At 71.6% G+C, this 25,662-nt stretch carries 19 protein-coding genes and 1 pseudogene; 9 read left to right on the top strand and 11 right to left on the bottom strand.

Annotated elements, in window-relative coordinates; translation table 11 throughout:
- Window positions 1-42: 42 nt before the first annotated feature.
- Together ACH54P_RS07055 and ACH54P_RS07050 are read right to left on the bottom strand one after the other, a co-directional pair.
- Window positions 43-594 (bottom strand): annotated as a pseudogene (locus tag ACH54P_RS07055) (IS110 family transposase); the annotation flags it as partial.
- A 37-nt stretch (window positions 595-631) separates the two neighbouring features.
- Complete coding sequence (locus tag ACH54P_RS07050) at window positions 632-1,264, bottom strand: UdgX family uracil-DNA binding protein (protein ID WP_489911514.1); 633 nt, start codon at window positions 1,262-1,264, stop codon at window positions 632-634.
- A gap of 89 nt (window positions 1,265-1,353) precedes the next feature.
- Here ACH54P_RS07050 and ACH54P_RS07045 point away from each other — a divergent pair, with 89 nt between their 5' ends.
- A complete protein-coding gene (locus ACH54P_RS07045; RefSeq protein ID WP_489911513.1) occupies window positions 1,354-1,770 on the top strand; it encodes a CBS domain-containing protein in 417 nt (138 codons plus the stop codon).
- 33 nt (window positions 1,771-1,803) lie between these two features.
- On the top strand, window positions 1,804-2,931 hold the full coding sequence (locus tag ACH54P_RS07040; RefSeq protein ID WP_489911512.1) for an NAD(P)-dependent malic enzyme: 1,128 nt from the start codon (window positions 1,804-1,806) through the stop codon (window positions 2,929-2,931).
- Window positions 2,932-2,950: 19 nt separating this feature from the next.
- On the opposite strand, the gene ACH54P_RS07035 is transcribed toward ACH54P_RS07040, so the two are convergent.
- The 6 genes from ACH54P_RS07035 to ACH54P_RS07010 form a co-directional block, all read right to left on the bottom strand.
- Window positions 2,951-3,262 (bottom strand): DUF3040 domain-containing protein, encoded by a 312-nt coding sequence (locus ACH54P_RS07035; RefSeq protein WP_489911511.1) that lies wholly within the window; start codon window positions 3,260-3,262, stop codon window positions 2,951-2,953.
- 74 nt (window positions 3,263-3,336) lie between these two features.
- On the bottom strand, window positions 3,337-5,103 hold the full coding sequence (locus ACH54P_RS07030; RefSeq protein ID WP_489911510.1) for an IlvD/Edd family dehydratase: 1,767 nt from the start codon (window positions 5,101-5,103) through the stop codon (window positions 3,337-3,339).
- A 424-nt stretch (window positions 5,104-5,527) separates the two neighbouring features.
- Complete coding sequence (locus ACH54P_RS07025) at window positions 5,528-6,892, bottom strand: GH1 family beta-glucosidase (protein WP_489911509.1); 1,365 nt, start codon at window positions 6,890-6,892, stop codon at window positions 5,528-5,530.
- 44 nt (window positions 6,893-6,936) lie between these two features.
- Entirely contained in the window at window positions 6,937-7,773 is an 837-nt protein-coding gene (locus ACH54P_RS07020) for a carbohydrate ABC transporter permease (RefSeq protein WP_489916343.1), read from the bottom strand.
- A 32-nt stretch (window positions 7,774-7,805) separates the two neighbouring features.
- On the bottom strand, window positions 7,806-8,795 hold the full coding sequence (locus ACH54P_RS07015) for a carbohydrate ABC transporter permease (RefSeq protein ID WP_489911508.1): 990 nt from the start codon (window positions 8,793-8,795) through the stop codon (window positions 7,806-7,808).
- A 4-nt stretch (window positions 8,796-8,799) separates the two neighbouring features.
- On the bottom strand, window positions 8,800-10,101 hold the full coding sequence (locus ACH54P_RS07010; RefSeq protein WP_489911507.1) for an ABC transporter substrate-binding protein: 1,302 nt from the start codon (window positions 10,099-10,101) through the stop codon (window positions 8,800-8,802).
- Between the two features lie 249 nt (window positions 10,102-10,350).
- Here ACH54P_RS07010 and ACH54P_RS07005 point away from each other — a divergent pair, with 249 nt between their 5' ends.
- From ACH54P_RS07005 to ACH54P_RS06990, 4 genes are all read left to right on the top strand, one after another.
- A complete protein-coding gene (locus tag ACH54P_RS07005) occupies window positions 10,351-11,346 on the top strand; it encodes a LacI family DNA-binding transcriptional regulator (RefSeq protein ID WP_489916341.1) in 996 nt (331 codons plus the stop codon).
- Window positions 11,347-11,982: 636 nt separating this feature from the next.
- Entirely contained in the window at window positions 11,983-14,901 is a 2,919-nt protein-coding gene (locus tag ACH54P_RS07000) for a glycoside hydrolase family 48 protein (protein WP_489911506.1), read from the top strand.
- 10 nt (window positions 14,902-14,911) lie between these two features.
- Window positions 14,912-16,441: a cellulase family glycosylhydrolase gene (locus ACH54P_RS06995; protein ID WP_489911505.1), complete on the top strand. Its 1,530-nt coding sequence runs from the start codon at window positions 14,912-14,914 to the stop codon at window positions 16,439-16,441.
- Between the two features lie 34 nt (window positions 16,442-16,475).
- Window positions 16,476-18,299 carry a glycoside hydrolase family 6 protein gene (locus tag ACH54P_RS06990; protein WP_489911504.1) on the top strand — a complete coding sequence of 608 codons (1,824 nt, stop codon included), beginning with the start codon at window positions 16,476-16,478 and terminating at the stop codon, window positions 18,297-18,299.
- An 84-nt stretch (window positions 18,300-18,383) separates the two neighbouring features.
- On the opposite strand, the gene ACH54P_RS06985 is transcribed toward ACH54P_RS06990, so the two are convergent.
- Window positions 18,384-18,902, bottom strand: coding sequence for a GNAT family N-acetyltransferase (locus ACH54P_RS06985; RefSeq protein ID WP_489911503.1), 519 nt, complete (start codon window positions 18,900-18,902; stop codon window positions 18,384-18,386).
- Window positions 18,903-18,950: 48 nt separating this feature from the next.
- Window positions 18,951-20,222, bottom strand: a complete 1,272-nt coding sequence (locus ACH54P_RS06980) for an ABC transporter substrate-binding protein (protein WP_489911502.1) — start codon at window positions 20,220-20,222, stop codon at window positions 18,951-18,953.
- Between the two features lie 161 nt (window positions 20,223-20,383).
- Here ACH54P_RS06980 and ACH54P_RS06975 point away from each other — a divergent pair, with 161 nt between their 5' ends.
- Entirely contained in the window at window positions 20,384-21,784 is a 1,401-nt protein-coding gene (locus ACH54P_RS06975) for a LacI family DNA-binding transcriptional regulator (RefSeq protein ID WP_489911501.1), read from the top strand.
- A gap of 56 nt (window positions 21,785-21,840) precedes the next feature.
- Here the strand turns inward: ACH54P_RS06975 and ACH54P_RS06970 are convergent, their stop codons facing one another.
- Window positions 21,841-22,905, bottom strand: a complete 1,065-nt coding sequence (locus ACH54P_RS06970; protein WP_489911500.1) for a lytic polysaccharide monooxygenase — start codon at window positions 22,903-22,905, stop codon at window positions 21,841-21,843.
- A 202-nt stretch (window positions 22,906-23,107) separates the two neighbouring features.
- Between ACH54P_RS06970 and ACH54P_RS06965 the strand changes: the two genes are divergently transcribed.
- Both ACH54P_RS06965 and mgrA read left to right on the top strand, forming a co-directional pair.
- Complete coding sequence (locus tag ACH54P_RS06965) at window positions 23,108-24,301, top strand: AGE family epimerase/isomerase (RefSeq protein ID WP_489911499.1); 1,194 nt, start codon at window positions 23,108-23,110, stop codon at window positions 24,299-24,301.
- A gap of 34 nt (window positions 24,302-24,335) precedes the next feature.
- Window positions 24,336-25,331, top strand: a complete 996-nt coding sequence (gene mgrA, locus ACH54P_RS06960) for an L-glyceraldehyde 3-phosphate reductase (RefSeq protein WP_489911498.1) — start codon at window positions 24,336-24,338, stop codon at window positions 25,329-25,331.
- Window positions 25,332-25,662 lie beyond the last annotated feature (331 nt).

The following is a 25,662-nucleotide window of genomic DNA, read 5'->3' as shown; positions in this document are numbered from 1 at the left end:
GGCCGCCGGTGGCGCCCGGAAGCGGGTTACGGGGCAGATGCCGGCGTAGGCGGCCAAGTGCGCGTCCGCGACTGTGGTTCCCGCAACGGTGACGCTCTGTTCGCTCAAGGCGGCCATGATCGCCCCGGCCGACTGCTCGCCGGTGCGGGCCCTTGGCGATCGCGGTGAGTTTGCGGCGGCTCACCTTGGTGATGCCGGCTGGGCCGCCGCTGCGCGAGAAGGGTTTCCGGCACCGTGGGCTGGCTGATCCGCGGGCCGGTCGACCGTTCGAGGGCGGGGGATGCCGGTGAGCAGACCGCGGATGCGGTTGGTGATCCGGGTGGCCTCGCCGGCCAGGTCGTCGAACCCGACCAGCGCCGCCGGTTCGGCCAAGGCCTCGTCGCCGACCTCGACTGGTCGGAGCGTGTGCGGCAGGGAGCCGGTGGCGTCGGCGATGATGAACGCGTCCCGGGTAGCGGCCGGCGACGCGGCGCATGGCCGGGCCAGGCAGGTAGGCGACCTGGTGTCGGCTGCGCGGGCGACCGCGACCGGCAGTGTTCCGTGGCGGGCGAGCCTGTCGAACAGGGCCCGCAGCTTGGGTTGGGTGTGGGGCAGGGGTGCCCCCGCGGCCGCTCAGCCGAGGACGCCGCGCTCAGCCGAGGACTTTGCACGCCGCCTTCAAGTCCGCGACGAAGGCCGCGTAAGCCTCGTCCCGGTCCGGTGCCCGCAGGACCGCCGACGGGTGGACCGTAGCCACCGCTGAGGGGACCAGCTCGGCCAGCTCCTCGGGCGGGTCCACCGGCTCGCCGCGGTGGGCGGTGAGGCGGAACTTCGGGCCCAGCAACGACTGCGCGGCCGTGGCGCCCAGGAGCAGCACCAGCTCGGGGCGGACCGCGCGCAGCTCCGCCAGCAGCCACGGGCGGCACGCGACCACCTCGGTGCGGCCCGGCTTCTGGTGGATCCGGCGCTTCCCGCGTTCGTCGCGCTTGAACTTGAAGTGCTTGACCGCATTGGTGACGTACAGCGACCCGCGGTCGAAGCCGGCTTCCTCGAACGCCTTGTCCAGGAGCTTGCCGGCGGGGCCGACGAACGGCTCGCCCGCCACGTCCTCCTTGTCGCCCGGCTGCTCGCCGACGACCAGGATCTTCGCCCCTGGCGAGCCTTCGCCGAAGACGGTCTGGGTCGCGTCCTTGTACAGCGGGCAGCCGTGGCAGCCGGACGCCGCCGACCGCAGGCGGTCGATGTCGGTGGTGTCCGGCGGCTCGGCTCCGCGGGGATCCGGCATGTGCCGGGAAATTCCCCCTGCACCCGTCGAGTAAACCTGCCCGGCGGGGGTAGCCGAACCGCACCGCACCGGAACGAAAGGAGATCACGATGACCACCGCACGCGACATCATGACGTCGGACGCCACCTGCGCCCGCGAGTCGGACACCGTGCACGACGCTGCGGTCACCATGGCGCAGAAGCAGGTGGGCGCCCTGCCGATCTGCGGCGAGGACAACCGGCTGAAGGGCATGATCACCGACCGCGACATCGTGGTGAAGGTCCTGGCGGAGGGCAAGGACCCGCGCGCGGTCCACGTCGGCGAGCTGGCCCAGGGCGAGGTCGTCACGATCGGCGCGGACGACGACGCCCAGGAGATCCTGCGGACCATGTCCGAGCACCGCGTCCGCCGGCTCCCGGTGATCGACGGGCACGACCTGGTCGGCATCGTCGCGCAGGCCGACGTCGCCCGCGCGCTGTCGAACCCGACGGCCGGTGAGCTCGTCGAGGCGCTGTCCTACGACTGATTCCCACCCGGGCCGCGCGGGTACCCGAAGGGTATGACGCGCAGCCGAGGGAAGGTGGCGGTCGCGACCCGCGTCGCCCTGGACACCGCCGGTGACCTGGCCGAGCACTACACGCCGGGCGTCGCGGACCAGGCGAGGCGGGTCGCCGCCGACCCGTCGCTGCTCGCCAGGGAGACGGTCAAGGCCAACTCGGTTGCCATCGTGTCCGACGGGTCCGCCCTGCTCGGGCTCGGTGACCAGGGGCCGGCCGCGGCGCTGCCGGTGATGGAGGGCAAGGCGGCGCTGCTCAAGCGGTTCGCCGACGTCGACGCGTGGCCGATCTGCCCGGTCAGCCGCGAGCCCGACGACCTGGTCCGCACGGTCAAGGACCTCGCGACGTCGTTCGGCGCGATCAACCTCGAGGACATCGCCGCCCCGCGGTGCTTCACCGTCGAACGGCGGCTGCACGACGAGCTCGACATCCCGGTCTTCCACGACGACCAGCACGGCACCGCGGTCGTCGTGCTGGGCGCGTTGCACAACGCGCTGAAGCTCACCGGCCGCGAGCCCGGGACGACGTCGGTCGTCATCGCCGGGGCCGGCGCGGCGGGCAGCGCGATCGCCCGGCTGCTGCTGCGCGCCGGCTACCGGTCCGAGGGGATCGTGGTCTGTGACCGCGAAGGCGCCCTGCACCAGGACCGGGACCTCACCGGCGAGAAGGGCTGGCTCGCCGAGAACACCAACACCGGCGGTACCACCGGGGACCTGAAGGACGCCGTGCGCGGCGCGGACGTGTTCGTCGGCGTCAGCGCCGGTGGCGTCCTCGACCCGGACGACCTCGCCGCCATGGCGGATCACGCGATCGTGTTCGCGCTGGCCAACCCGGACCCGGAGGTCGATCCCGAGGCGGCGGCGCGGCACGCCGCGATCGTCGCCACCGGCCGCGGCGACCGGCCCAACCAGATCAACAACGTGCTGGCCTTCCCCGGCATGTTCCGCGGGCTGCTCGACTCGGGTGCGCCGCGGGTGACCGCGCACATGCTCCTCGCCGCGGCCCACGCCCTGGCGGACGTGGTGGGCGAGGACTTGGCGCCGGGGCACATCGTGCCGAGCGTGTTCGACGAGGCGCTGGTGCCCGCGATGGCGGAGGCGGTCGCGGGCGCGGTGAAGGCGGCCGGTTAGTCCACTGTGGAACGGGGGCTCAGCGCGGGCCCGCCGCCGGCGCGGCGCCGTCCTCTGTGGACTCCCGGACCGACTCGGCGCGCGCGATGTGCCACGCGACCAGCGCGCCCGCGCCGACCGTGCCCCAGAGCACGAGCGCGGCGTCCCTGGCGAACAGGCCGACGAGCAGCATCACCACCGCCGTGACGTCGGAGAGGATGAGCAGCAGGTTCCACCGCTTGGCTTCGCGCGGGGTGCGGCCGCCGCTGAGGGCGGCGGCGAACGCGGGGTCGCTCGCCTGCAGCTCCGCCTCGATCTCGCGGAGGGCGTGGCGTTCTCGCTCCGGCAGCATGGGGGCCTCCTCGCCTCGGCTACCGCAGAGATACCCGCTCGCCTCCCGTTCAAAGCGGCACTTTCTCGTGAAAGCTAGTGGTTGTCCCGGGGGATGCCCTTCGTCGCCGCGATCCGCTGGTACGCCACGGCCGGGCGCAGTACCATGCCGTCGCACAGCTGGTCGACCATCGACCGCTGGATCTCCTGCCACGGCGTCTGGGAGTCCGGGATCGGGTAGCCGCCCGCCTCCGCCAGCTCCTTGTGGCGCAGCGCGAGCTCCTCGTCGGGGATCAGCACGTCCGCGGTGCCCGCGGCGAGGTCGATCCGCACCCGGTCGCCGGTCCGCAGCACGGCGAGCCCGCCGCCCGCCGCGGCTTCGGGGGAGGCGTTGAGGATCGACGGCGACCCCGACGTGCCCGACTGGCGGCCGTCGCCGAGGCAGGGCAGCTCGTGCACGCCCCGCTTGATCAGCTCCGCCGGCGGTCGCATGTTCACCACCTCCGCGGAGCCCGGGTAGCCGAGCGGGCCGGTGCCGCGCATCACGAGCAGCGTGTGCTCGTCGACGCCGAGGTCCGGGTCGTCGATGCGCGCGTGGTAGTCCTCCGGGCCGTCGAACACGACCGCGGTGCCTTCGTAGACGCCACCGGCCAGGTAGCGCCGGCGGAACTCCGGCGAGATGACGCTGGACTTCATGATCGCGGCGTCGAAGAGGTTGCCCTTGAGGACGAGGAACCCGGCGTCCGCGGTGAGGGCCGTGTCGAAGGTGCGGATGACGTCCCGGTCGCCGGCCTCGGCGTCGCGGCAGTTCTCGCCGAGCGTGCGGCCGTTGACCGTTCGGGCGTCTTCGTGGATCAGGCTGTGCCGCATCAGCTCGTGCACGACGGCGGGGACGCCGCCCGCCCGGTGGAATTCCTCGCCGAGGTACTTGCCCGCCGGCTGCAGGTCGACCAGCAGCGGGACGGCGTGGCCGAGGCGCTGCCAGTCGTCGAGGGGCAGGTCGACGCCGATGTGCCGGGCGATCGCGCCGATGTGGATCGGCGCGTTGGTCGAGCCGCCGATCGCCGAGCTGACGACGATGGCGTTCTCGAACGCCTCGCGGGTCAGGATGTCCGACGGCTTGAGGTCCTCGAGCACCATCTCGACGATCCTTCGTCCGGTCAGGTAGGCCATCCGCGCGCGGTCGCGGTGCGGCGCGGGGATGGCGGCGCAGCCGGGCAGGCTCATGCCGAGCGCCTCGGCGAGCGCGTTCATCGTCGAAGCGGTGCCCATGGTGTTGCAGTGCCCGGGCGACGGGGCCGAGGAGGCGACGAGCTCCATGAACCCGGCGTCGTCGATCTCGCCGGCGGCGAGCAGCTCACGCGCCTTCCAGACGATGGTCCCGGACCCGGTGCGCTCGCCGTTGTGCCAGCCGTTGAGCATGGGGCCGCCGGACAGCACGATCGCGGGCAGGTCGACGGTCGCGGCGGCCATCAGGCACGCGGGCGTGGTCTTGTCGCAGCCGGTGGTCAGGACGACGCCGTCGATGGGGTAGCCGTAGAGCGTCTCGACCAGGCCGAGGTAGGCGAGGTTCCGATCGAGGGCGGCGGTCGGGCGCTTGCCGGTCTCCTGGATGGGGTGCACCGGGAACTCGATCGCGATCCCGCCCGCCTCGCGGATGCCTTCGCGCGTGCGGTCGGCCAGCTGCAGGTGGTGCCGGTTGCAGGGGGTGAGGTCGGAGCCGGTCTGGGCGATGCCGATGATCGGCTTGCCGGACTGCAGCTCCTCCCGGGTGAGCCCCCAGTTCATGTACCGCTCGAGGTAGAGCGCGGTCATCCCGGGGTCGGCGGGGTTGTTGAACCAAGCTTCGCTGCGCAGTCCCATACCGGCCAGTCTGGCAACGCGAACGACCGAATGCACGCCCCTGGCCGGGGTGGGATCGGCGGGTGGGGGCGCGGGAGCTTGGAACCGGGGCGAGCACGAGCCGGATCGTGGCTGGGGAGCGGGCGTCGGGCCGGGAGCAGCCCCATGGCTCCGGGGCAACGGCCCAGCGGCCAAGCCCGGCGACCTGGGCCTGGCGGCCGGTGCCGACCGGGCGGCCCAGGCCCGGCACCCGGACCCGGCGGCCGGTGCCGACCGGCGCGCAACTCCGTGCGAGCGGGAGCCGGGCCGGAGCCGCACCCGGGCCCCGGCGCTCCGGCCCGGCTCCCACACGCCGGCGGCCGGGCCCGGTGTGCACCAGGCCCGGCCGTTCCCCTCGGCGTCGCCGTGAAGGCCACCCGCGCCGGTGGCCTTCACGGATGCGGGCTCAGCCCAGGCCGTTGAGGCCGATCACCCGGGCGTACCAGTGCGCGCTCCGCTTCGGGGTGCGGTGCTGCGTCCCGTAGTCGACGTGGACCAGGCCGAACCGCTTCGCGTACCCCTCGGCCCACTCGAAGTTGTCGAGCAGCGACCAGTAGAAGTACCCGCGCAGGTCGACGCCCGCCTGGATGGCGTCGTGCGCCGCCCGGAGGTGGGAGTCCAGGAAGGCCACCCGGTCGGTGTCGACGATGTCACCGCCGTCGCCGACGACGTCGGGGTAGGCCGCGCCGTTCTCCGTGATGTACAGCGGCACCTGGCGGTAGCCGCGGTGGACCTGCAGCAGGGACTCGGTCAGCCCGGCCGGCTGGACCTCCCAGCCGGAGTCCGTGCGGGGCGCCGCCGGGTCCGGGACGAAGTGCACGTCGCCGGCGCCGACCCACTCCGGGCCCGCCGGCTCGCTGCCCGGCACCGGGCGGCCCGCGACGCGGTAGTCGCGGTAGTAGTTCACGCCCAGCCAGTCGACGTGCGCGGCGATGATCGCCGCGTCGCCGTCCTTGGCCACCTCGCCCAGCCCGAACGGCGCCAGGTCGGTGACCAGGTCGTCCGGGTAGCCGCCGCGCAGGACCGGGTCGAGGAACAGCCGGTTCTGCAGGCCGTCGATCCGGCGGCACGCGGCGACGTCGGCCACGTTCGCCGGGTCGTGCGGGGCCACCGGGTACAGGTTCAGCGTGATCCCGGCCGGCGTGCCCGGGGCGTGCCGCCGGATGATGTCCATCGCCAGCCCGTGCCCGAGCAGCAGGTGGTGCGTCGCGGCGACGGCGGCCGGGTGGTCCGTGCGGCCGGGCGCGTGGATGCCGCCCGCGTACCCGAGCATCGCCGCGCACCACGGCTCGTTCAGGGTCGACCAGCTGGCGACGCGGTCGCCGAGCTTGGCCAGCACCGTCTCGGTGTACTCGGCGAACCGGAACGCGGTGTCGCGCGAGGTCCAGCCGCCCTTCTCCTCCAGGGCCTGCGGCAGGTCCCAGTGGTACAGCGTCGCCCACGGCTGGATGCCGGCCTCGAGGAGGCAGTCGACGAGCCGGTCGTAGAAGGCGAGCCCGGCCTCGTTGGGCGCGCCGCCGTCCGGCCGCACCCGCGGCCACGCCAGCGAGAAGCGGTAGGCGCCGAGGCCGAGGCGCCGCATCAGGGCGACGTCCTCGGAGTACCGCCGGTAGTGGTCGGCCGCCGGGTCGCCGGTGTCGCCGCCCACGACCGCTCCCGGACGGCGGGCGAAGACGTCCCAGACCGAGTCGGTGCGCCCGTCGGCCGTGGTGGCTCCTTCCACCTGGAACGCCGCCGTGGCGGCGCCCCAGACGAAGCCAGGCGGGAACATCAACGCGGTCTCCGCCCGAACGCTGTCGGGATGTACGGACATGTTCACCCTTTCACGGCACCTTGCATGATCCCGGCCACGATCTGGCGGCCGAGGAGGACGAAGACGATGAGGATGGGGATGGTGGCCAGGGTCGTGCCGGCCAGGACGAGCGAATAGTCGACGTAGTAGCCGCTCTGCAGCTTTTCCAGGGCCACCTGGACGGTGGGGTTGCCGGCGTCCAGCACGACGAGCGGCCACAGGAAGTCGTTCCACGACATCATGAACGTGAACATCGCGAGGATCGCCGCGGCCGGGCGCACGGCGGGCAGGCAGACGTTCCAGAAGATCCGGATCATGCTGCAGCCGTCGACGCGGGCGGCCTCGATCAGCTCGTACGGCAGTGCGTCCACTGTGTACTGCCGCATCCAGAACACGCCGAACGCGGTGACCAGGTTGGGCACGATCACCGCCGTCAGGCTCCCCGCCCAGCCCAGTTCGGACATCGCGATGAACAGCGGGATGATGCCCAGCTGGGTGGGCACCGCGAGCGTGACGACGATGAACACGAACAGCTTGTCGCGCCCGCGGAACCGCAGTTTCGCGAAGGCGAACCCGGCCAGCGACGAGAACAGCACCGTCGTCAGCGTCACCGTGCCGGACACGATGACGCTGTTGGCCAGTGCCTTCCAGAACGGCACGGTGTCGAACACCCGCGCGGCGTTGGCGAAGAAGTTGCCGCCGGGCACGAACGGCGGGATGCGCTCGGTGAGCATCCCGTTGTCGCGGCTGGCCACCAGGAACGACCAGTAGAACGGGAACAGCGAACCGAGCACGAAGATCGCCAGCACGAAGTAGGTCGCCTTGCGTGGCTTGCCGAGCGTGGCGACCTTCTGCCGCATTCCCGTTTTCGGGGAGTCACTCTGGAGTGTCGTCATTTCTTCTTCACCGCCTGGGGACGTGCGATCCGGCCGGTGAGGAAGAAGTTCACCAGCGCGATGAGCACGATGATCACGAACAGCACCCAGGCGATCGCCGAGGCGTAGCCGAGATCGGCGTTCTGGAACGCCGTCTGGTAGAGGTACAGCGTCACGGTCTGGAACTGGTTGGTGGAACCGCCGTTGTTCGACCCGGGCATGGCGTCGAACAGCTTCGGCTCGGTGAAGATCTGCAGACCGCCGATCGTCGAGGTGATGGTGACGAAGACCAGCGTCGGCTTCAGCAGGGGCAGTGTGACGTTCCAGAAGCGGCGCCAGGTGCCCGCACCGTCGATCACGGCCGCCTCGTGCAGTTCCTTCGGGATGGCCTGCATGGCCGCCAGCACGATCAGGGCGTTGTAGCCCGTCCAGCGCCAGTTCACCATGATCGCGATCGCGACGTGGCTGCCGAACCGGCTGGCCTGCCAGTCGACCGGGTCCAGCCCGATGGTCTGCAGCACGCCGTTGACCAGCCCGTACTTCGGGCCGAACAGGTTGGCGAAGATGATGCCGATGGCCACGAGGCTGGCCGCGTACGGCAGCAGGATGCCGACCCGCCAGCCCGTGGCGCCGCGCAGCCGGGAGCCGAGCAGCGCCGCCAGCAGCACCGCGATGACGAGCTGCGGGATGCTGGAGAGCAGGAAGATGCTGATCGTGTTCGTCAGCGCGTTCCAGAACTGCGCGTCGGCGAAGAGCTCCTTGTAGTTGTCGACGCCGATGAAGTCGGGCTGGTCGGCGCCGGCCTCCCACTTGAACAGCGAGACGTACGCGGTGTACAGCAGCGGGAACAGCCCGACGATCCCGAAGAGGATGAAGAACGGCGCGATGTAGAGGTACGGCGAGACCTTGACGTCCCACCGGCTCAACCGGTGACGGAAGGTGGGCCGGGGAGACACACGCTCCCCGGCCTTACTCCCTTCCGGCGCGACCTTGTCGAGGACGGTCATCGGCTCAGCGCGTGATCTTCTTCGCGGCGTCGACCATCTGGTTCCAGCCGTCGGCCGCCGACTTGCCCTGTTCGACCGCCTGCAGGGCCGGGCTGGACGCGTTCTCCTGGATCTGGCCGTCGCCCGGGCCCTTGTACTGCGGCTTCTGGACCTTCTTGGCCTGCTCGGCGAACAGCTCGCCGACCTTCGTGCCGCCGAAGTAGTCGTCGGTCTTGCTCAGCAGCGCGGGGTCCGAGAGGGCCTTGACCTGGCTCGGGAAGGTGCCCTTGGCCTGGAACGCCTTGATCTGCTGCTCCGGCGCGGTCAGCCAGGCCGCGAGCTCGGCGGCCTCCTTCGGGTGCTTCGACTGCGTCGGCACGGTCAGGTACGAGCCGCCCCAGTTCCCGCCGCCGCCGGGGAAGGCCGCGGTGACCGCCCACTTGCCGGCGTTCTCGGGACCGGCCTGCTCCTTGATCACGCCGAGCATCCAGGCCGGGCACACCTTCGTGGCGAACGCGCCCTGCTTGAAACCGGTGTTCCACTCGTTGCTGAACGCGGTGAGCTTGGCCGACTCGCCCTTGGCGACCGCGTCGGTGACCTTGGTCCAGGCGTCCTTGATGCCCTGGTTGTTCTCGACGGCCAGCTTGTCGTCGCTGCCGATGTAGCCCTGGGGGAGCTGGTTGACCATGGCGTTGAAGTTCTGCGCGGCCGAGTCGAACCAGGCCTTGCCGCCCGACTTGCCGACGAAGTCCGCGCCGGCGGCGAAGTAGCTGTCCCAGGTGGCGAACAGCGGCTTGACCGCTTCGGGGTCGTCCGGCAGCCCGGCGGCCTTGAACATGTCCTTGCGGTAGCACATGGCGAGCGGGCCGATGTCGGTGCCGTAGCCGATGAGCTTGCCGTCCTTGGTCTTGGCGGCCTCGTACTTCCAGTTCAGCCAGCGGTCGGGGGAGGCGTCGGCCGGCCCGATCTTGCTCAGGTCGTTGAACTTCGAGCCCTTGTCGAGGAAGTCGGACAGGTGGCCCTCTTCGAGCGCCGTCACGTCGGCGAGACCCGAGCCGGCGGCGAGCTTGGTGACGAGGTCCTCGTGGTAGGGGCCGCCCTGGCCGGTCTTGCGGTGGGTGATCTTGATGTTGGGGTGCAGCCGCTCGTACTCCGGGATGAGGGCCTCGTAGCCGAACTCGGTGAACGTCGCCAGCGTCAGGTCGACGTGCTCGTTCGGACCCGCGGCGGGGGGCGTTTCGTCACCGCCGCCACCACAGGCCGTGGCGCCGAGCGCCGTCATCGTGATGCCCAGTGCCAGGACCAGGCCGTTCCGGATCGTTCTCACGTGTCCAACCACCTTGTTGACGGGAATGAGCGCTCTCACTGCTGGGAGCCGATCTGGGAGCGCTCCCAGGTGTCGCAGAGTCTGCTGGGGGCCTCCACCGGTGTCAAGGGGTCGTAACCGGAGTGTTTCCTGCGAGGAGCGCTCCCGGACATAGCCCTGCGTGACCGTTAAGCTGTGGAAGTCCGGGTGGTTGTGGTGAGCGAGGGCGGTACCGTGGGGCCTCGAGCAGGGGATGAAGAACGGCCGACGCTGGAGGACGTCGCGGCGTTCGCCGGGGTGTCGCGGTCGACGGCGTCGCGCGCGTTGAACGACGACGCGTACGTCAGCGCGGCGGCGCGTGAAAAGGTCCGCGCCGCGGCCCGTGACCTGGGCTATTCCCCGAACCAGGCGGCCAGGTCGCTGGTCACCCGGCGGACCGGGGCGATCGCCGTGGTGCTGTCTGAGCCGGAGTCCCGGCTGCTCGACGACCCGTACCGCGCGGCGGTCATGCGGGCCGGCTACCGGGAGCTCGCCGACGTCGGACGGCAGATGGTGCTGATCTTCAGCGACATCCGCGAGGACCTGAGCCGGACGGTCCGGTTCCTCGAAGGCGGGCACGTCGACGGCGCGCTGGTGTTCGCGCCGCACCGGGCCGACCCGCTGCCCAAGGCGCTCCGGCTGCTGCGGATCCCGGTGGTGTTCGGCGGGCAGGCGGCCGGCATCCGGCGCGGCGTGCACGTCGTCGACTTCGACAACGAGGGCGGCGCCCGGCTGGCGGTCGAGCACCTGGTCGCGGCCGGCCGGCGGCGGATCGCCACGATCGCCGGGCCGCAGGACCAGAGCGCCCCCATCGACCGGCTCGCCGGCTGGCGCAAGACCCTCCTCGACGCTGGGCTCGACCCCGCCGACCTGGCCGAAGAGGCCGACTTCACGCTGTCGGGCGGGGCCGGCGCGATGTCCGCGCTGCTCGCCCGGCACCCGGACCTCGACGCGGTGTTCGTCGCCAGTGACATGATGGCGGTGGGCGCTTTGCGCACGCTCGACGCGGCGGGTCGCCGCATCCCGGACGACGTCGCGGTCGTCAGCTTCGACGACAACGCCACCCTGGCCCCGGCCATGGACCCGCCCTTGACGTCGGTGCACCAGGACCCGCGCGAGCAGGTCCACGCCATGGTCGAGACCTTGATGCAGCTGCTCGACGACCAGAACCTCAAGCCGCGCCAGCAGGTGCTCCCGGTCTCCCTGGCGGTCCGCGCCTCCAGCTGAGCCCGTGTCGGCCCCCGGGACCCCGCGTGTCGGCTTCCTGGGTACGCGTGTCGTCCCTGGCTGCCCGGGTTGGGCGGGTGAGTCGCGTGCCTGGAGGGGCGGCTGGCGTGCCTGGGGGCCGGTTTGCGTGCCCGGAGGGCGGCTGGCGTGCCTGGGGGCCGGTTTGCGTGCCTGGAGAGGCGGCTGGCGTGCCTGGGGGCCGGGTTGCGTGCCTGGAGGGCCGGCTGGCGTGTCTGGAGAGGTGGCTGGCGTGCCCGGAGGGGCGGTTCGCGTGCCTGGAGGGTCGGCTCGCGTGATTTCAGCATCGACGCGTGATTGTGAAGCCGAGACGGTGTGCGTGACTCGATAGGTGGGAACGTTCCGGCCCGAGATGTACGCCTTTGGCGCTAAACAGCGTTTTCCGAGCACTCGGGGTGACCGGGCGACTGGGCTGAACGGGTGACGGAACGACCAACGGGTGCGGCTGTTCAGGAGCGTTCAGTGGACGGCTGTTCGCCCGGCGCGCAGGTGTGACGTCCGCGGCCGCGGTGTCCTTCTGACTCGATTCTTTACAGGCACGTTTCCGGCTGGCTACCGTCTGCGTCTGGAAGCGCTCCCAGATCGCTGGCTCCCTACGGACAAAGGAGTTCCGCAGCCATGCGTTCCTCTCCCCGAAAGCGCGCCCGTGCGCTGGCACTGGCCTCGGCCGTGCTGGCGATCACGGGTGCGGTGGTCGCCCCACCCCCGGCGCTCGGCGCCGACGTCGCCTGTTCCGTCACCTACACCACCAACGACTGGGACACCGGGTTCACCGCCAACGTCTCGCTGCGCAACGACGGCCCGGCCCTCGACAGCTGGAAGGTCGGCTGGACGTTCCTCGACGGCCAGAAGGTCCAGCAGGGCTGGAGCGCCACCTTCGCCCAGAGCGGCGCCGCGGTCACCGCGACGAACCTGTCCTACAACGGCCACCTCGACACGGGCGCGAGCACGTCGTTCGGGTTCAACGGCACGAAGGGCTCAGCCAACCGTCCACCCACCGACTTCTCCGTCAACGGCACCTCGTGCACCGGGGCCAACAAGGCCCCCACCGTCAGCCTCACCTCGCCGGCCTCGACCGGCACCTACTACGCCCCGGCCACCATCCCCCTGGCGGCGACGGCCGCCGACGCCGACGGCACGGTGAGCAAGGTCGAGTTCTACGCCGGTGACACGCTGCTGGCCACCGACACGGCCGCGCCGTTCGAAGGCAGCTGGGGCAACGTCCCGGCCGGGACGTACTCGATCACGGCCAAGGCCTACGACAACAAGAACGCGTCGACGACCTCCAGCCCGGTCAGCGTGAAGGTCCTTTCCGGACCGACGATCGTCGCCTCCCCGGCGACCGCGCAGGTCAAGCAGGGTGGCACGACGACGTTCGCCGTCAGCCTCGCCGGGGCGCCCACCGCGCCGGTCACGGTCGCCGTCGCCCGGACGGCGGGCAGCACCGACCTGACCGCGAGTCCCACGAGCCTCACCTTCTCGACGACGAACTGGAACACCCCGCAGAACGTCACGGTGACCAGCGCCGGCAACGGGGGAGACCTGGGCAGCGCGACCTTCACCGCGAGCAGCAGCGGGTACACCGCGGCCACCGTGGCGGTCAACGAGATCTCGTCGTCCACTTCGGACTACCAGCTCGCGTTCCTCACGCAGTACAACAAGATCAAGGACCCGAACAACGGCTACTTCCGCAAGTTCGGGAACATCCTGGTGCCCTACCACTCGATCGAGACGCTGATCGTCGAGGCACCGGACCACGGCCACGAGACGACGTCGGAGGCGTTCAGCTACTACCTGTGGCTCGAGGCGTCCTACGGCCGGGTCACCGGTGACTGGTCCCCGTTCAACCAGGCGTGGACGTCGATCGAGACGTACGCGATCCCCTCGGCGGCGGACCAGCCGGGCAACTCGGGGTACAACGCGAGCAAGCCGGCGACGTACGCGGCGGAGTACCCCACGCCGAAGTCCTACCCGTCGCCGCTGCAGAGCAACGTGTCGGTCGGCAGCGACCCGATCGCGGCGGAGCTGAAGGCGGCCTACGGTTCGCCGGACGTCTACGGCATGCACTGGCTGCTGGACGTGGACAACATCTACAAGTTCGGGCACTGCGAGGACGGCACCAACACCGCGCCGGCGTTCATCAACACCTTCCAGCGCGGTTCGCAGGAGTCGGTCTGGGAGACGGTCACGCAGCCCAGCTGCGACGTCCTGAAGTTCGGCGGCAAGAACGGGTACCTCGACCTGTTCACCGGTGACTCCTCCTACGCCAAGCAGTGGAAGTACACCGACGCACCGGACGCGGACGCCCGCGTGGTGCAGGTGGCCTTCCAGGCCGAGAAGTGGGCGCAGGCGCAGGGCAAGAGCGCCGACGTCGCGGCCGTGCTGAAGAAGGCGTCGAAGATGGGCGACTACCTCCGGTACTCGCTGTTCGACAAGTACTTCAAGAAGATCGGCAACTGCGTCGGGCCGTCGAGCTGCCCGGCCGGGACCGGCAAGGACAGCGAGCACTACCTGATCTCGTGGTACTACGCCTGGGGCGGGTCGATGGACTCGTCCAGCGCCTGGGCGTGGCGGATCGGCGACGGTGCGGCGCACCAGGGTTACCAGAACCCCTTGGCCGCGTACGCGTTGTCGGCCGACCCAGGGCTGAAGGTCACTTCGGCGACCGGCGCGACCGACTGGGCGACCAGCCTCAGCCGGCAGATGGAGTTCCTGCAGTGGCTGCAGTCGTCCGAAGGCGGTCTCGCCGGCGGCGCGACCAACAGCTGGGAAGGCCAGTACGGCACCCCGCCCGCGGGCACGCCGACCTTCTACGGGATGTACTACGACTGGCAGCCGGTCTGGCACGACCCGCCGAGCAACCAGTGGTTCGGCTTCCAGACCTGGGGCATGGAGCGGATCGCCGAGTACTACCAGGCGACCGGCGACGCCCGGGCGAAGAAGATCCTCGACAAGTGGGTGCCCTGGGCGATCGCGAACACCACGGTCGGCGCCGGCGGGAGTTTCCAGATCCCGTCCGACCTGACCTGGAGCGGCGCGCCGGACACCTGGAGCGCCACCAGCCCGGGTTCGAACACCGGCCTGCACGTCTCGGTGAAGAACTACAGCCAGGACGTCGGGGTCGCGGCCTCGCTGGCCAAGACGCTGCTCTACTACGCGTCGGGGTCGAGCAACGCCCAGGCCAAGACGGTCGGGGAGCAGCTGCTGAACGCGCTGTCGGCGAACACGGACAGCAAGGGCATCGCGGTGCCGGAGACCCGGTCGGACTACGACCGGTTCGACGACAAGTACAACGCCACCACGGACCAGGGGCTGTACGTGCCCTCGGGCTGGACGGGCACGATGCCGAACGGCGACCCGATCAACGCGAACTCCACGTTCCTGTCGATCCGGTCGTTCTACAAGAGCGACCCGCAGTGGCCGAAGGTCCAGTCCTACCTGGACGGTGGCGCCGCGCCGACGTTCACCTACCACCGGTTCTGGGCGCAGTCGGAGATCGCCACGGCGTTCGCCGCGCACGTCGCCCTGTTCGGCTGAAAGGCACTCGATGAAGCGACTGCTCGCACTCGCGGTCGCCGCACTGGTCGGGGGCGCCGTTCTCACGGCGTCCCCGGCCGCCGCGGCCCCGGAGACCACGCAGGCGGCGGCCGGGACCGGCACCGGCTTCTGGCACGCCGCCGGCTCGCAGCTCGTCGACGCGACCGGGACCCCGGTCCGGATGACCGGCGTCAACTGGTTCGGCGCCGAGACCGGCAACTACTCGCCGCACGGCCTGTGGAGCCGCAACTACCGGGACATGCTCGACCAGATGGCGGGCCTCGGCTACAACACGCTGCGGCTGCCGTACTCCAACCAGCTGTTCGACCCCGGCGTCAAGCCCACCAGCATCGACGCCGTCCAGAACCCGGATCTGCAGGGGCTTTCCGGGCTGCAGGTGCTCGACAAGATCATCGCCTACGCCGGGACCAAGGGCATGCGCGTGATCCTGGACCGGCACCGGCCGGACTCCGGCGCGCAGTCCCCGCTCTGGTACACCAGCGCGTACCCGGAGAGCCGCTGGCTGTCGGACTGGACGATGCTCGCCCAGCACTACAAGGGCAACACCACGGTGATCGGCGCCGACCTGCACAACGAGCCGCACTCGATCCAGGGTGGCGGCGGCGCGTGCTGGGGCTGCGGGGACACCGCGACCGACTGGCGGCTCGCCGCCGAACGCGCCGGCAGCGCCGTCCTGTCCGCCAACCCGGACTGGCTCGTCATCGTCGAGGGCGTCGACTGCGTCAGCGGCACCGGCGACCCGCAGTGCGGCTGGTGGGGCGGCAACCTCTCCGGCGCGCGGCAGTTCCCGGTCCGGCTGTCCAAACCGGACAAGCTGGTGTACTCGGCGCACGAGTACGCGACGTCGGTGTTCGCCCAGAAGTGGTTCTCCGACCCGGCCTTCCCGGCGAACCTGCCCGCGCTGTGGGACCACTTCTTCGGTTACCTGCACAAGGAGAACATCGCGCCCGTCCTGCTCGGCGAATTCGGCTCCACCCTGGCCGACCCGCGCGACAAGACGTGGTTGCAGGAGCTGATGAAGTACAGCGGCACCGGCGCCACCGGGATGAGCTTCACGTACTGGTCGTGGAACCCGAACTCCGGGGACACCGGCGGCATCCTCAACGACGACTGGACCACGGTCAACCAGACCAAGCAGGCGATCCTGCAGCCGTACCTGATCCCGCCGGTCGGCGGCGGCGGGACGACCGATCCGCCGCCCGCGCAGAGCTGCGCGGTCACCTACCACGTCGACAACACGTGGCAGGGCGGCTTCGTCGCCTCCGTCTCGCTGAAGAACACCGGCACCACGCCGCTCAAGGCGTGGGCGCTCGGCTGGACCGTCCCGTCCGGGACGCAGATCACCGGCGGCTGGGGCGCGACCGTGACCCAGTCCGGGCAGCAGGCGACGGCCAAGGCCCCGACCTGGGCACCCGACCTGGCCGGCGGCGCCTCGGTGTCGATCGGCTTCCAGGCGACCGGCGCCTCGACCGGCACCCCCGGCGGCTTCGCCGTCGGCGCGACCGCCTGCACCACCTGACCCACCCACCGACGAAGACAAAGGAGCACACTCGATGAGGAGTGAATTCTGGTCCGCGAAGAGGAAGTCACGGTTCGCCGTGGCGTCCTCGGTGACGGCGGCCGCGGTCACCGCCGGGCTACTGGTGGCCGGGGGCAGCCCGGCGGGCGCCGCCACCGGCTGCAAGGTCACCTACACGGTCAACCAGTGGGACACCGGCTTCACCGCCAACGTCGCCGTGACCAACCTGGGGGACGCCGTTTCGTCCTGGAACGTCGAATGGGACTTCGGCGGCAACCAGCAGGTGCAGCAGGGCTGGAGCGCCACGTTCAGCCAGAGCGGCAAGCACGTGAGCGCGAAGAACCCGTCGTGGGGCGGTTCGCTGGGCTCGAACGCGACGGCCAGCTTCGGCTTCAACGGCTCGTTCTCCGGCACCAACGACATCCCGGCGTCGTTCTCGCTCAACGGCGCCCACTGCGACGGCACGCCGACGACCACGACCCCGACGACACCGACCACCCTGACGACGACGCCGACCACCCCGACGACGCCGACCACCCCCACCACCCCGACGACGGTGACCACGACGCCGCAGCCCGGCACCCACGTGGACAACCCGTACGCCGGGTCGAAGGGGTACGTGAACCCGGACTGGTCGGGCCAGGTGAGTGCGGCGGCCGCGGCCAAGGGCGGCACGCTCGGTGCCCAGATGGCCAAGGTGGCGAACACCTCGACGGCGGTGTGGTTGGACCGGATCGCGGCGATCGAGGGCACATCGAGCGCGCGCGGCCTGCGCGGGCACCTCGACGCGGCGTTGAGCCAGGCGAGCGGCGGCACGCCGGTGACCATCCAGATCGTCGTCTACGACCTGCCGAACCGCGACTGCGCGGCGCTGGCGTCCAACGGTGAGCTGAAGGCCTCCCAGAACGGCCTGGCCCGGTACAAGAGCGAGTACATCGACCCGATCGCGTCGATCCTGTCCGACGCGAAGTACGCGCCGCTGCGGATCGTCGCGGTCGTGGAGCCGGACTCGCTGCCGAACCTGATCACCAACACCTCGATGGCGACGTGCGCGGAAGCGCAGTCCACCGGGGTGTACACGCAGGGCATCCAGTACGCGCTGAACAAGCTGCACGCGATCTCCAACGTCTACAACTACCTCGACATCGCGCACTCGGCGTGGCTGGGCTGGGACAGCAACTTCGGTCCCTTCGTCAACCTGGTCAAGCAGACGCTGCAGGGCACCACGGCCGGCGTGAACAGCATCGACGGCTTCATCAGCTCCACGGCGAACTACACGCCGCTGACCGAGCCGAACCTGCCCGACCCGAACCTGACGATCGGCGGACAGCAGCTGAAGTCGGCGAAGTTCTACCAGTGGAACCCGTACTTCGCCGAGATCCCCTTCGCCACCGCGATGTACAACGCGTTCGTGTCCGCGGGTCTGCCGAGCGGCATCGGCATGCTGGTCGACACCTCGCGCAACGGCTGGGGCGGCGCGGCCCGGCCGAGCGGCGCTTCGGGGTCCACGGTGGACGCCTACGTCGACTCCGGCCGGATCGACCGGCGGCTGCACCGCGGCAACTGGTGCAACCAGAGCGGCGCGGGTCTGGGTGTCCGGCCGACGGCCTCGCCGGCGGCGCACTTCGACGCCTACGTCTGGATCAAGCCGCCGGGTGAGTCCGACGGCGCGAGCCAGCAGATCCCCAACGACGAAGGCAAGGGCGCGGACCCGATGTGCGACCCGACCTTCCACGGCAGCGAACAGGCCAACGGCGGCAACCTGACCGGTGCCCTGCCGAACGCCCCGCTGTCCGGCAAGTGGTTCGAGGCCCAGTTCGAGCAGCTGGTCCAGAACGCCTACCCGCCGGTGCAGTAACCCCGCGTCCCGGGCCGGGCGGTGCCGCGCAGCCGCCGTCCGGCCCGGGCTCCAACCCCTGACCTGCCCGGGTCCCCGGGTGGGTCACAGCTCCTTGCGGAAACTCAGCCGGTCCAGTCCCGGCCCGTCGTAGTCGGGCTGGACCGGCAGTCCCTCGAACTCCTTCGGCCCTGGTTCGGTGACGAACCCCATCCGGGTGTGGAACGCGTGCGAACCCTTGTTCACCGGCGAAGTGATCGCCCGTACCACCGAGCGCCCGTGCGCCCGGCTGTAGGCGAAGAAGCGCTCGTACAGCGCCGCGCCCAGCCCGCGGCCGCGTTCGGCGGGATCGACGCCGACGAAGTGGATGTAGCTCTCCGCCGGCCGCGACGGCGAGAGGAACCCGATCAGGAACGCGACGATCCGCTCGTCCGACGTCACGAGGAAGCTGCTGTCGGTGAAGTGCTGGAACATCAGCTTGGGCAGCAGGAGCGCCCGCTGGCGGGAGCCCTCCGCGCCGCCGAGGCCACCCCACCAGGCGTCCAGGACGGCGAGGACGGGCAAGTGGTCTTCGGGGCCGGGGTGCCGGATTTCGTGGTGCCGCCAGGGCGGGAGCGTGGTCATACCGGCCACCCTGCCCGCCGCGGCGCGTTCCCTCCACCGGAATTCCGGTCAGGGCACCAGGCGGTGCACCCCGATCAGCACCTGCTGCCAGACGGCGGCGGGATCGGCGCCCTGCTCGACCGACTTGAGCGCCGGCGCGATCACGGTCTCCTGGATCTTGCCGTCGCCCGGGCCCTTGTACTGCGGTTTCCCGACCTTGCGGGCCTGGGCGACGAAGACCTGGCCGCTCAACGCGCCGCCGAAGTAGCCGTTCATCTCGCTGAGCAGGTCGGGGGAGGTGAACGCGTCGACCTGGCTGGGGAAGTTGCCGCTGACGCGGAACGCGTGCAGCTGCTGCTCCGGCGCGGTCAGCCAGGCGGCGAGCGCCGCGGCCTCCTTCTGGTGCGGGCTCGAGGCCGGCACGGTGAGGTAGGAACCGCCCCAGTTGCCGCCGCCGTCCGGGAACGCGTCGGTGATCGCCCACTTGCCGGCGTTGCCGAGCCCGGCCTGCTGCTCGATGACGCCGAGCATCCACGCCGGACAGACCTTCGTCGCGAAGGCGCCGAGGCGCAGGCCGTTGTTGCCGTCGTCGGCGAAGGCGGTGAGCCCGGCCGACTGTCCTTGCGCGACGGCGGTGGTGACCTGGTTCCAGGCGTCCCGCAGCGCCGTGTTCGTTTCGAGCGTCGAGTGGTTTTCGCGGTCGAGGTAGCCGACCGGCAGCTGGTTGACCATGGCGTTGAAGTTCTGGGCCGCGGAGTCGAACCACTTCTTGCCGTGCGAGCGCCGGACGTACCGCTCGCCCGCCTGGAAGTAGCTGTCCCAGGTCGCGAACATCGTCTTCACCGAGCCGGGGTCGGTGGGCAGGCCGGCGGCTTCGAGCAGGTCCTTGCGGTAGCACATGGCCAGCGGGCCGATGTCGGTGCCGTAGCCGACGAGCTTGCCGTCCTTGCTGCGGCCCGCTTCGTACTTCCACTCCAGCCACCGGCCGGGCTTGACGTCGGCCGGCCCGATCTTCGCCAGGTCGGCGAACTTGTCGGACTGCGCGAGGACGTCGGCGAGGTGGCCCTCCTCGACGGCCTGGACGTCGGCGAGGCCCTGGCCGCTCTGCAGCTTGGCCAGCAGGTCCTGGTGGTACGGGCCGCCCTGCTCGGCCCGGACCTGGCGGACGGTGAGCCCGGGGTGGGTGAACTCGTAGCCGGGGATGAGGTCGTCGTAGCCGAACTCCCCGAACGTCGCCACGGTGAGCGTGATCTGCTCCGGCGTCGACGGGCCGCAGCCCCCGGTCAGGACGAGCAGGACGACGGCGACGGCGAACGCCAGCCGTCTTCGGACGTTCCTCATGTGCGCGCACTCCCCGTTCGCCCGCTCCTCGCCCTCGTTGGCTGGGAGCGCTCCCGGCTGGAGTCTTGTTTCCCGGTGCGGCGGGTGTCAAGGTGCGCGACGGCGGGTGTCCGGGCGGACACGGACCGGCCTGGTCCCTTGTGGTGCAACGAAGGGGTGCGATGAAGCGTCCGACGATCACCGACATCGCGAAGGAGGCCGGCGTGTCCAAGGGCGCGGTGTCCTACGCGCTCAACGGCCGCCCCGGCGTCTCGGAGGCCACCCGGCGGCGGATCACCGAGATCGCCCGCGAGCTCGGCTGGTCGCCGAGCGGCCCGGCGCGGGCGCTGTCCGGCGGCCGGACCGGGGCGATCGGGCTGGTCCTCGACCGGCCGCTCGAGGTGTTCTTCCCGGCCCTGCTCGACGGGCTGGAGGACGAGCTGCTGCTCCAGGTCGCCACCGGCCGCGACGCCTCCCTGGCGATCTACCGCCGCTGGCGGGCCGAACGGAAGGTCGACGGCGTGCTGCTCACCGATCCCGGGTACGCGCCCGAGCTGGTGGGGATCGGCCTGCCGGCGGTGGTGCTCGGCGGGCCGGGCGGGGTGCCGGGCGTTCCGTCGGTGTGGGTGGACGACACCGCCGGAGCCGCTGAGGTGCTGGAGTACCTCGCCGCGCTGGGACACCGCCGCGTGGTCCGGATCGCGGGCGCGGCGCCGTTCGCGGACCCCGCCGCCCGGGCACGGGCGGTCACGACGGCCGCGGAAAGGCTGGGCCTCGGCGGCGTGCGGACCGCGGGAGCGGGGGAGCCGCCCGGCGGGTGGCCCGTGCCCTTTGGCGACGGTGGCCGCGGTATCCGGCTGGTGCCGTCCGCGGTCCGGGACCCGGGCTTCGAGGGCCGGGCCGGTGCCGGTGCGGCCGATCCGGGCTTCGAGGGCCGGGCAGGCTCGGGTGCCGTTGAGCCGGGCTTCGGGCGGCGGGCCGGTGCCGCCCATCCGGGCTTCGAGGGCCGGGCAGGCTCCGGTGCCGTTGAGCCGGGCTTCGGGCGGCGGGCCGGTGCCGCCCATCCGGGCTTCGAGGGCTGGGCTGGTGCGGGTGCCGCTGATCCGGGCTTCGAGCGGCGGGCCGGTGCCGCCCATCCGGGCTTCGAAGGCCGGACTGGCGCCGGTCCCGCCGGCCCAGGCCCCGAGGGCTGGGCCGCCCGTCCGGGCTCCGAGGGCCGAACCGGTGCCGGTCCCGTCCACCCGGAACCTTCGGCCGACGCGGTCCGGCAGGTGCTCGCCGGGTATCCCCGGCCCACGGCCCTGCTGTGCGACACCGACGGCCTCGCCGTGGCCGCGCTCGCCGCCGCGCGGGAACTCGGCCTCGCCGTCCCCGGTGACCTCTCGGTCGTGTCGTGGGACGACACCCCGCTGTGCCGGCTGGTCCGCCCGGCGCTCACCGCGATCCGGCGCCCGCTGGACGAACTCGGCCCGCTGGCGGCGTCCGTGCTGCACGACGTGCTGGCCGGGGCGACGGTCGGCGACGTGTGCGCGTCCCGGCCGCGGCTGATCACCCGCGGCAGCACGGGCCCCGCGGGCCCGTGAGCCCGGGGAGGCCACCTCTGCCGAGGTGGCCTCCCCGGACCATCCACAGGAGACGGTCAGGTGCCCTGGCAGGTGAGCGACGGCTGGGCCGGGTTGCTCCCCGAAGCGTTAACGACGAGACCGAAAGTGGTCTGACCGTCGGGGGCGACCCGGCCGTTCCAGTCGGCGTTGCGGACCGTCACCGCCGAGCCGGACTGGCTCAGCGTGCCGTTCCAGACGCTGCCGACCGTCTGGCCCGCGGGCAGCGTCCAGCCCGCCTGCCAGCCGTTGTACGGCGTGGTGCCGTGGTTCATCACCGTCACCGTCGCCTGGTAGCCGCCGCTCCAGGTGTTGGTGATCTCGTACATCGCCATGCACGAGCCGCCCGGCGAGGGGCTGGTCGGCGTGGTCGGTGTGGTGGGCGTGGTCGGTGTGGTGGGCGTGGTCGGCGTGGTGGTGGTCGGGGTGCCGGGGTCCTTCACGCCGGTGACCTCGCCGTGCCCGCCGTCGAAGGTGACGTCCGAGCAGCCGTAGAACGTCTCGGCGCTGTCGGAGCGCTTCCACACCGAGTAGATGATGTGCCGGCCGGACTTGTTCGACGGCAGCGCGCCGCTCCACTTGTACTGGCCGTCCACCGTGCCCACCGAGCCGGTCACCGGCGGGTGGTCCACCGTCAGGAACGGCTGGTCCTCCAGCGAGTCCCAGGTCAGCGGCTGGTTCGGGTTCCACCCGTCCTTCGTCACGTAGGTGTAGAACCAGCCCGGGTGGGCGGCCCACGCGTTGTAGGAGAAGTCGAACGTGGCGCCGGCGGTGAGGTGGGTCAGCGGCCAGGCGCCGACCTGGTCGAAGCCGGCGTAGCCCGGGTTGCCGCCCGAACACAGCTTCCCGTCGGGGATGAAGCCGCGGGTGCGCCCGGCACCGTCGGACCGCAGCACCGCGAACCAGTTGTACAGCGAGTTCGCGCCACTGGTGTTCACCGCGGCCGAGCAGGCCGGGTTCTGGGGGATGATCTGGCCGGTCGAACTGAGCCCGTCCTGCCAGCACAGGAAGGTCCGGCTGCCCGGCTTCATCATCGCGCCGTGCGCTTCGGCCGTGCCGGTGCTGAGCAGGATCGCGGTCAGGCTCGCCAGCAACACGGTCACGGCGGCGAGGATCGTACTTCGTCTCCTGGTCACGTCTGTCCCTTCGTCGGGTAGCGTGCGTCGAAGACTGGGAGCGCTCTCAAGGTCAGGATACGCGGCGGTGGTCACTTCCGGAACAGCCCGCGGTGACCCGGGCCGGTGCCTTGGCCTACCTTGGCGAGGGCAGCCGGACCCCGGCCTGGCCCGTCGAGAAAGGCAGAGAGTGGACAGTCCGTCTTCGGTTCCCGCCTGGGTGCGCGCCGAACCCGCCCGGCTGCTCGGTTTCGCCGCCCGCGCGGCGCACCCCGGCGGTGGGTTCGCCTGGCTCGACGACGCCGGGCGGCCGGTGCTCGACCGGCCCGTCGAAACCTGGATCACGTGCCGGATGACGCACGTCTTCGCGCTGGCCTCCCTGCGGGGAACGGACTCGGGGGAGCAGGTCGCGCACGGCGTCGCGGCGCTGACCGGCCTGCTGCGCGATCCGGACCACGGCGGCTGGTACGCGTCGACAACGTTGTCGGAGAAGCGAGCGTACGAGCACGCCTTCGTGGTCCTGGCGGCCGCGAGCGCGGTCGCCGCCGGCGCCGACGGCGCGCAACCGCTGCTGGCCGAGGCCCTCGAAGTCGTCGAGCGCCGGTTCTGGGAACCGGGGCCGGGTCTCGTCGCCGACGTCTGGGACCGCGGCTGGACGAGCCTCGAGGACTATCGCGGGGCGAACGCCAACATGCACACCGTCGAGGCGTTCCTGGCCGCCGCCGACGTCACCGGCGACCCGGTCTGGGCCACGCGCGCCTTGTCCATTGTGGAACGGCTGGTGCACGGCGAGGCCCGCGCGCACGGCTGGCTGCTCCCGGAGCACTACGACGCGGACTGGCACGTCCGCCTGGAGTTCAACCGGGACGAGCCCGCGCACCCCTTCCGCCCGTTCGGCGCGACCATCGGGCACCTCTTCGAGTGGGCGCGGCTGGCCGTGCACCTCAAGCGCGCGCTCGGGGACGGCGCGCCGGCGTGGCTCGGGCCCGACGCGGCCGCGCTGTTCGCGACCGCGGTGCGCCACGGCTGGGCCGTCGACGGCGCCCCGGGATTCGTCTACACCACCGACTTCGCCGGGACGCCGGTCGTGCGCACCCGGCTGCACTGGGTCGTGGCGGAGGCGATCGCCGCCGCGTGGACGCTCCACCAGGAGACCGGCGACCCGGCCTACCTCGACCGGTTCCGGGAGTGGTGCGCCCACGCCGACGCCTGCTTCGCCGACCGCCGACTCGGGTCGTGGCACCACGAACTCGACCCGGAGAACCGTCCCGCGGCGACGGTCTGGGCCGGCAAGCCGGACATCTACCACGCCTACCAGGCGACGTTGCTGCCCGACTTGCCGCCCGCCGCGTCGTTCGCCGGCGCGCTGCTGCCGCGCCACTAGACTGCCCGAGCCGTCCCTTCCGACAAGGAGAACCATGTCGCCTTTCGCCGCCGCCGAAGACCGGTACGCGGACATGCCGTACCGGCGGGCCGGCCGCAGCGGGCTGAAGCTGCCCGCCGTGTCGCTCGGCCTGTGGCACAACTTCGGGGACGACAAGCCGCTCGACGTCCAGCGCGCGGTGCTGCGCCGCGCGTTCGACCTCGGCGTCACGCACTTCGACCTCGCCAACAACTACGGCCCGCCGCCCGGCGCGGCCGAGGCGAACTTCGGACGGCACTTCGCCGCGGACTTCCGCCCGTACCGCGACGAGATCCTGGTGTCGTCCAAGGCCGGCTACCTGATGTGGGACGGCCCGTACGGCGAGTGGGGCTCGCGCAAGAACCTCCTCGCCAGCCTGGACCAGAGCCTCGCCCGCACTGGCCTGGACCATTTCGACGTCTTCTACTCGCACCGCCCGGACCCGGACACGCCGATCGAGGAGACCATGGGTGCCCTCGACACCGCCGTCCGGTCGGGGAAGGCGCTCTACGCCGGCATCTCGAACTACTCCCCGGAGCAGACGACGGCCGCGCTCGCGGCGCTGAAGGAGCTCGGGACGCCGCTGCTGATCCACCAGCCGCGGTACTCGATGCTGGACCGCTGGGTCGAGGACGGCCTCCTGGACACCCTCGAGGAGCACGGCGTCGGCTCGATCGCGTACTCGCCGCTGAGCCAGGGCCTGCTGACCGACCGCTACCTCGACGGCGTCCCCGCCGGCTCGCGGGCGGCCGGCGCCAGCCCGTTCCTCACCCGCGAGCGGCTCACCGAGGAAACCCTGGCGACGATCCGCGCGCTGAACGACGTCGCCAAGCGGCGCGGGCAGACCCTGGCGCAGCTGGCCATCGCGTGGGTGCTGCGCCACGGCCGCGTGACATCGGCGCTGATCGGCGCCAGCAGCGTCGCGCAGCTCGAGAACACCGTGGCCGCCACCGCGAACCTCGCCTTCGCCGACGACGAGCTGGCCGAGATCGACCGGATCCTCACCCGGTAACGCCGGCGGCGCCGGTCACGTGGCGCCGCCGCAGCGGCCTGGTCCCGGCCGAGGCGGGGGCAGCGGCCCGCGGCGGGCAGGGCGGCCGCGGCGGGCGCAGTGAGCAGGGCGGCCGCGGCTGGCGTGGCGGGCTGAGCTGCCGGGTTGGCGTGGCGGGCCGGGCGTGCGCGGCCGCGCGTGGCGGGCCGGGTGGGCGCGGCGTGCGGAGTGAGCAGGGCGGGCGCAGCAGGCATGGCTGGCGTGGCGGGCGCGGTGAGCAGAGCGGCCGCGGCGGGCCGGGCTGGCGGGCAGGGCTGGGCTGGCGGGCAGGGCTGCCGCGGTGAGCGGGGCC

It is taken from the genome of Amycolatopsis sp. N2S4-7, assembly GCF_058119595.1.
The sequence above is the reverse complement of the archived record's forward strand: the minus strand, read 5'-3'. Positions and strand labels throughout refer to the sequence as shown.

Coding starts and splice junctions, on each gene's coding strand:
- ACH54P_RS07050 (WP_489911514.1), bottom strand. CDS start 1,264: ATGCCGGATCCCCGCGGAGCCGAGCCGCCGGACACCACCGACATCGAC.
- ACH54P_RS07045 (WP_489911513.1), top strand. CDS start 1,354: ATGACCACCGCACGCGACATCATGACGTCGGACGCCACCTGCGCCCGC.
- ACH54P_RS07040 (WP_489911512.1), top strand. CDS start 1,804: ATGACGCGCAGCCGAGGGAAGGTGGCGGTCGCGACCCGCGTCGCCCTG.
- ACH54P_RS07035 (WP_489911511.1), bottom strand. CDS start 3,262: ATGCTGCCGGAGCGAGAACGCCACGCCCTCCGCGAGATCGAGGCGGAG.
- ACH54P_RS07030 (WP_489911510.1), bottom strand. CDS start 5,103: ATGGGACTGCGCAGCGAAGCTTGGTTCAACAACCCCGCCGACCCCGGG.
- ACH54P_RS07025 (WP_489911509.1), bottom strand. CDS start 6,892: ATGTTCCCGCCTGGCTTCGTCTGGGGCGCCGCCACGGCGGCGTTCCAG.
- ACH54P_RS07020 (WP_489916343.1), bottom strand. CDS start 7,773: ATGCGGCAGAAGGTCGCCACGCTCGGCAAGCCACGCAAGGCGACCTAC.
- ACH54P_RS07015 (WP_489911508.1), bottom strand. CDS start 8,795: ATGACCGTCCTCGACAAGGTCGCGCCGGAAGGGAGTAAGGCCGGGGAG.
- ACH54P_RS07000 (WP_489911506.1), top strand. CDS start 11,983: ATGCGTTCCTCTCCCCGAAAGCGCGCCCGTGCGCTGGCACTGGCCTCG.
- ACH54P_RS06995 (WP_489911505.1), top strand. CDS start 14,912: ATGAAGCGACTGCTCGCACTCGCGGTCGCCGCACTGGTCGGGGGCGCC.
- ACH54P_RS06990 (WP_489911504.1), top strand. CDS start 16,476: ATGAGGAGTGAATTCTGGTCCGCGAAGAGGAAGTCACGGTTCGCCGTG.
- ACH54P_RS06985 (WP_489911503.1), bottom strand. CDS start 18,902: ATGACCACGCTCCCGCCCTGGCGGCACCACGAAATCCGGCACCCCGGC.
- ACH54P_RS06980 (WP_489911502.1), bottom strand. CDS start 20,222: ATGAGGAACGTCCGAAGACGGCTGGCGTTCGCCGTCGCCGTCGTCCTG.
- ACH54P_RS06975 (WP_489911501.1), top strand. CDS start 20,384: ATGAAGCGTCCGACGATCACCGACATCGCGAAGGAGGCCGGCGTGTCC.
- mgrA (WP_489911498.1), top strand. CDS start 24,336: ATGTCGCCTTTCGCCGCCGCCGAAGACCGGTACGCGGACATGCCGTAC.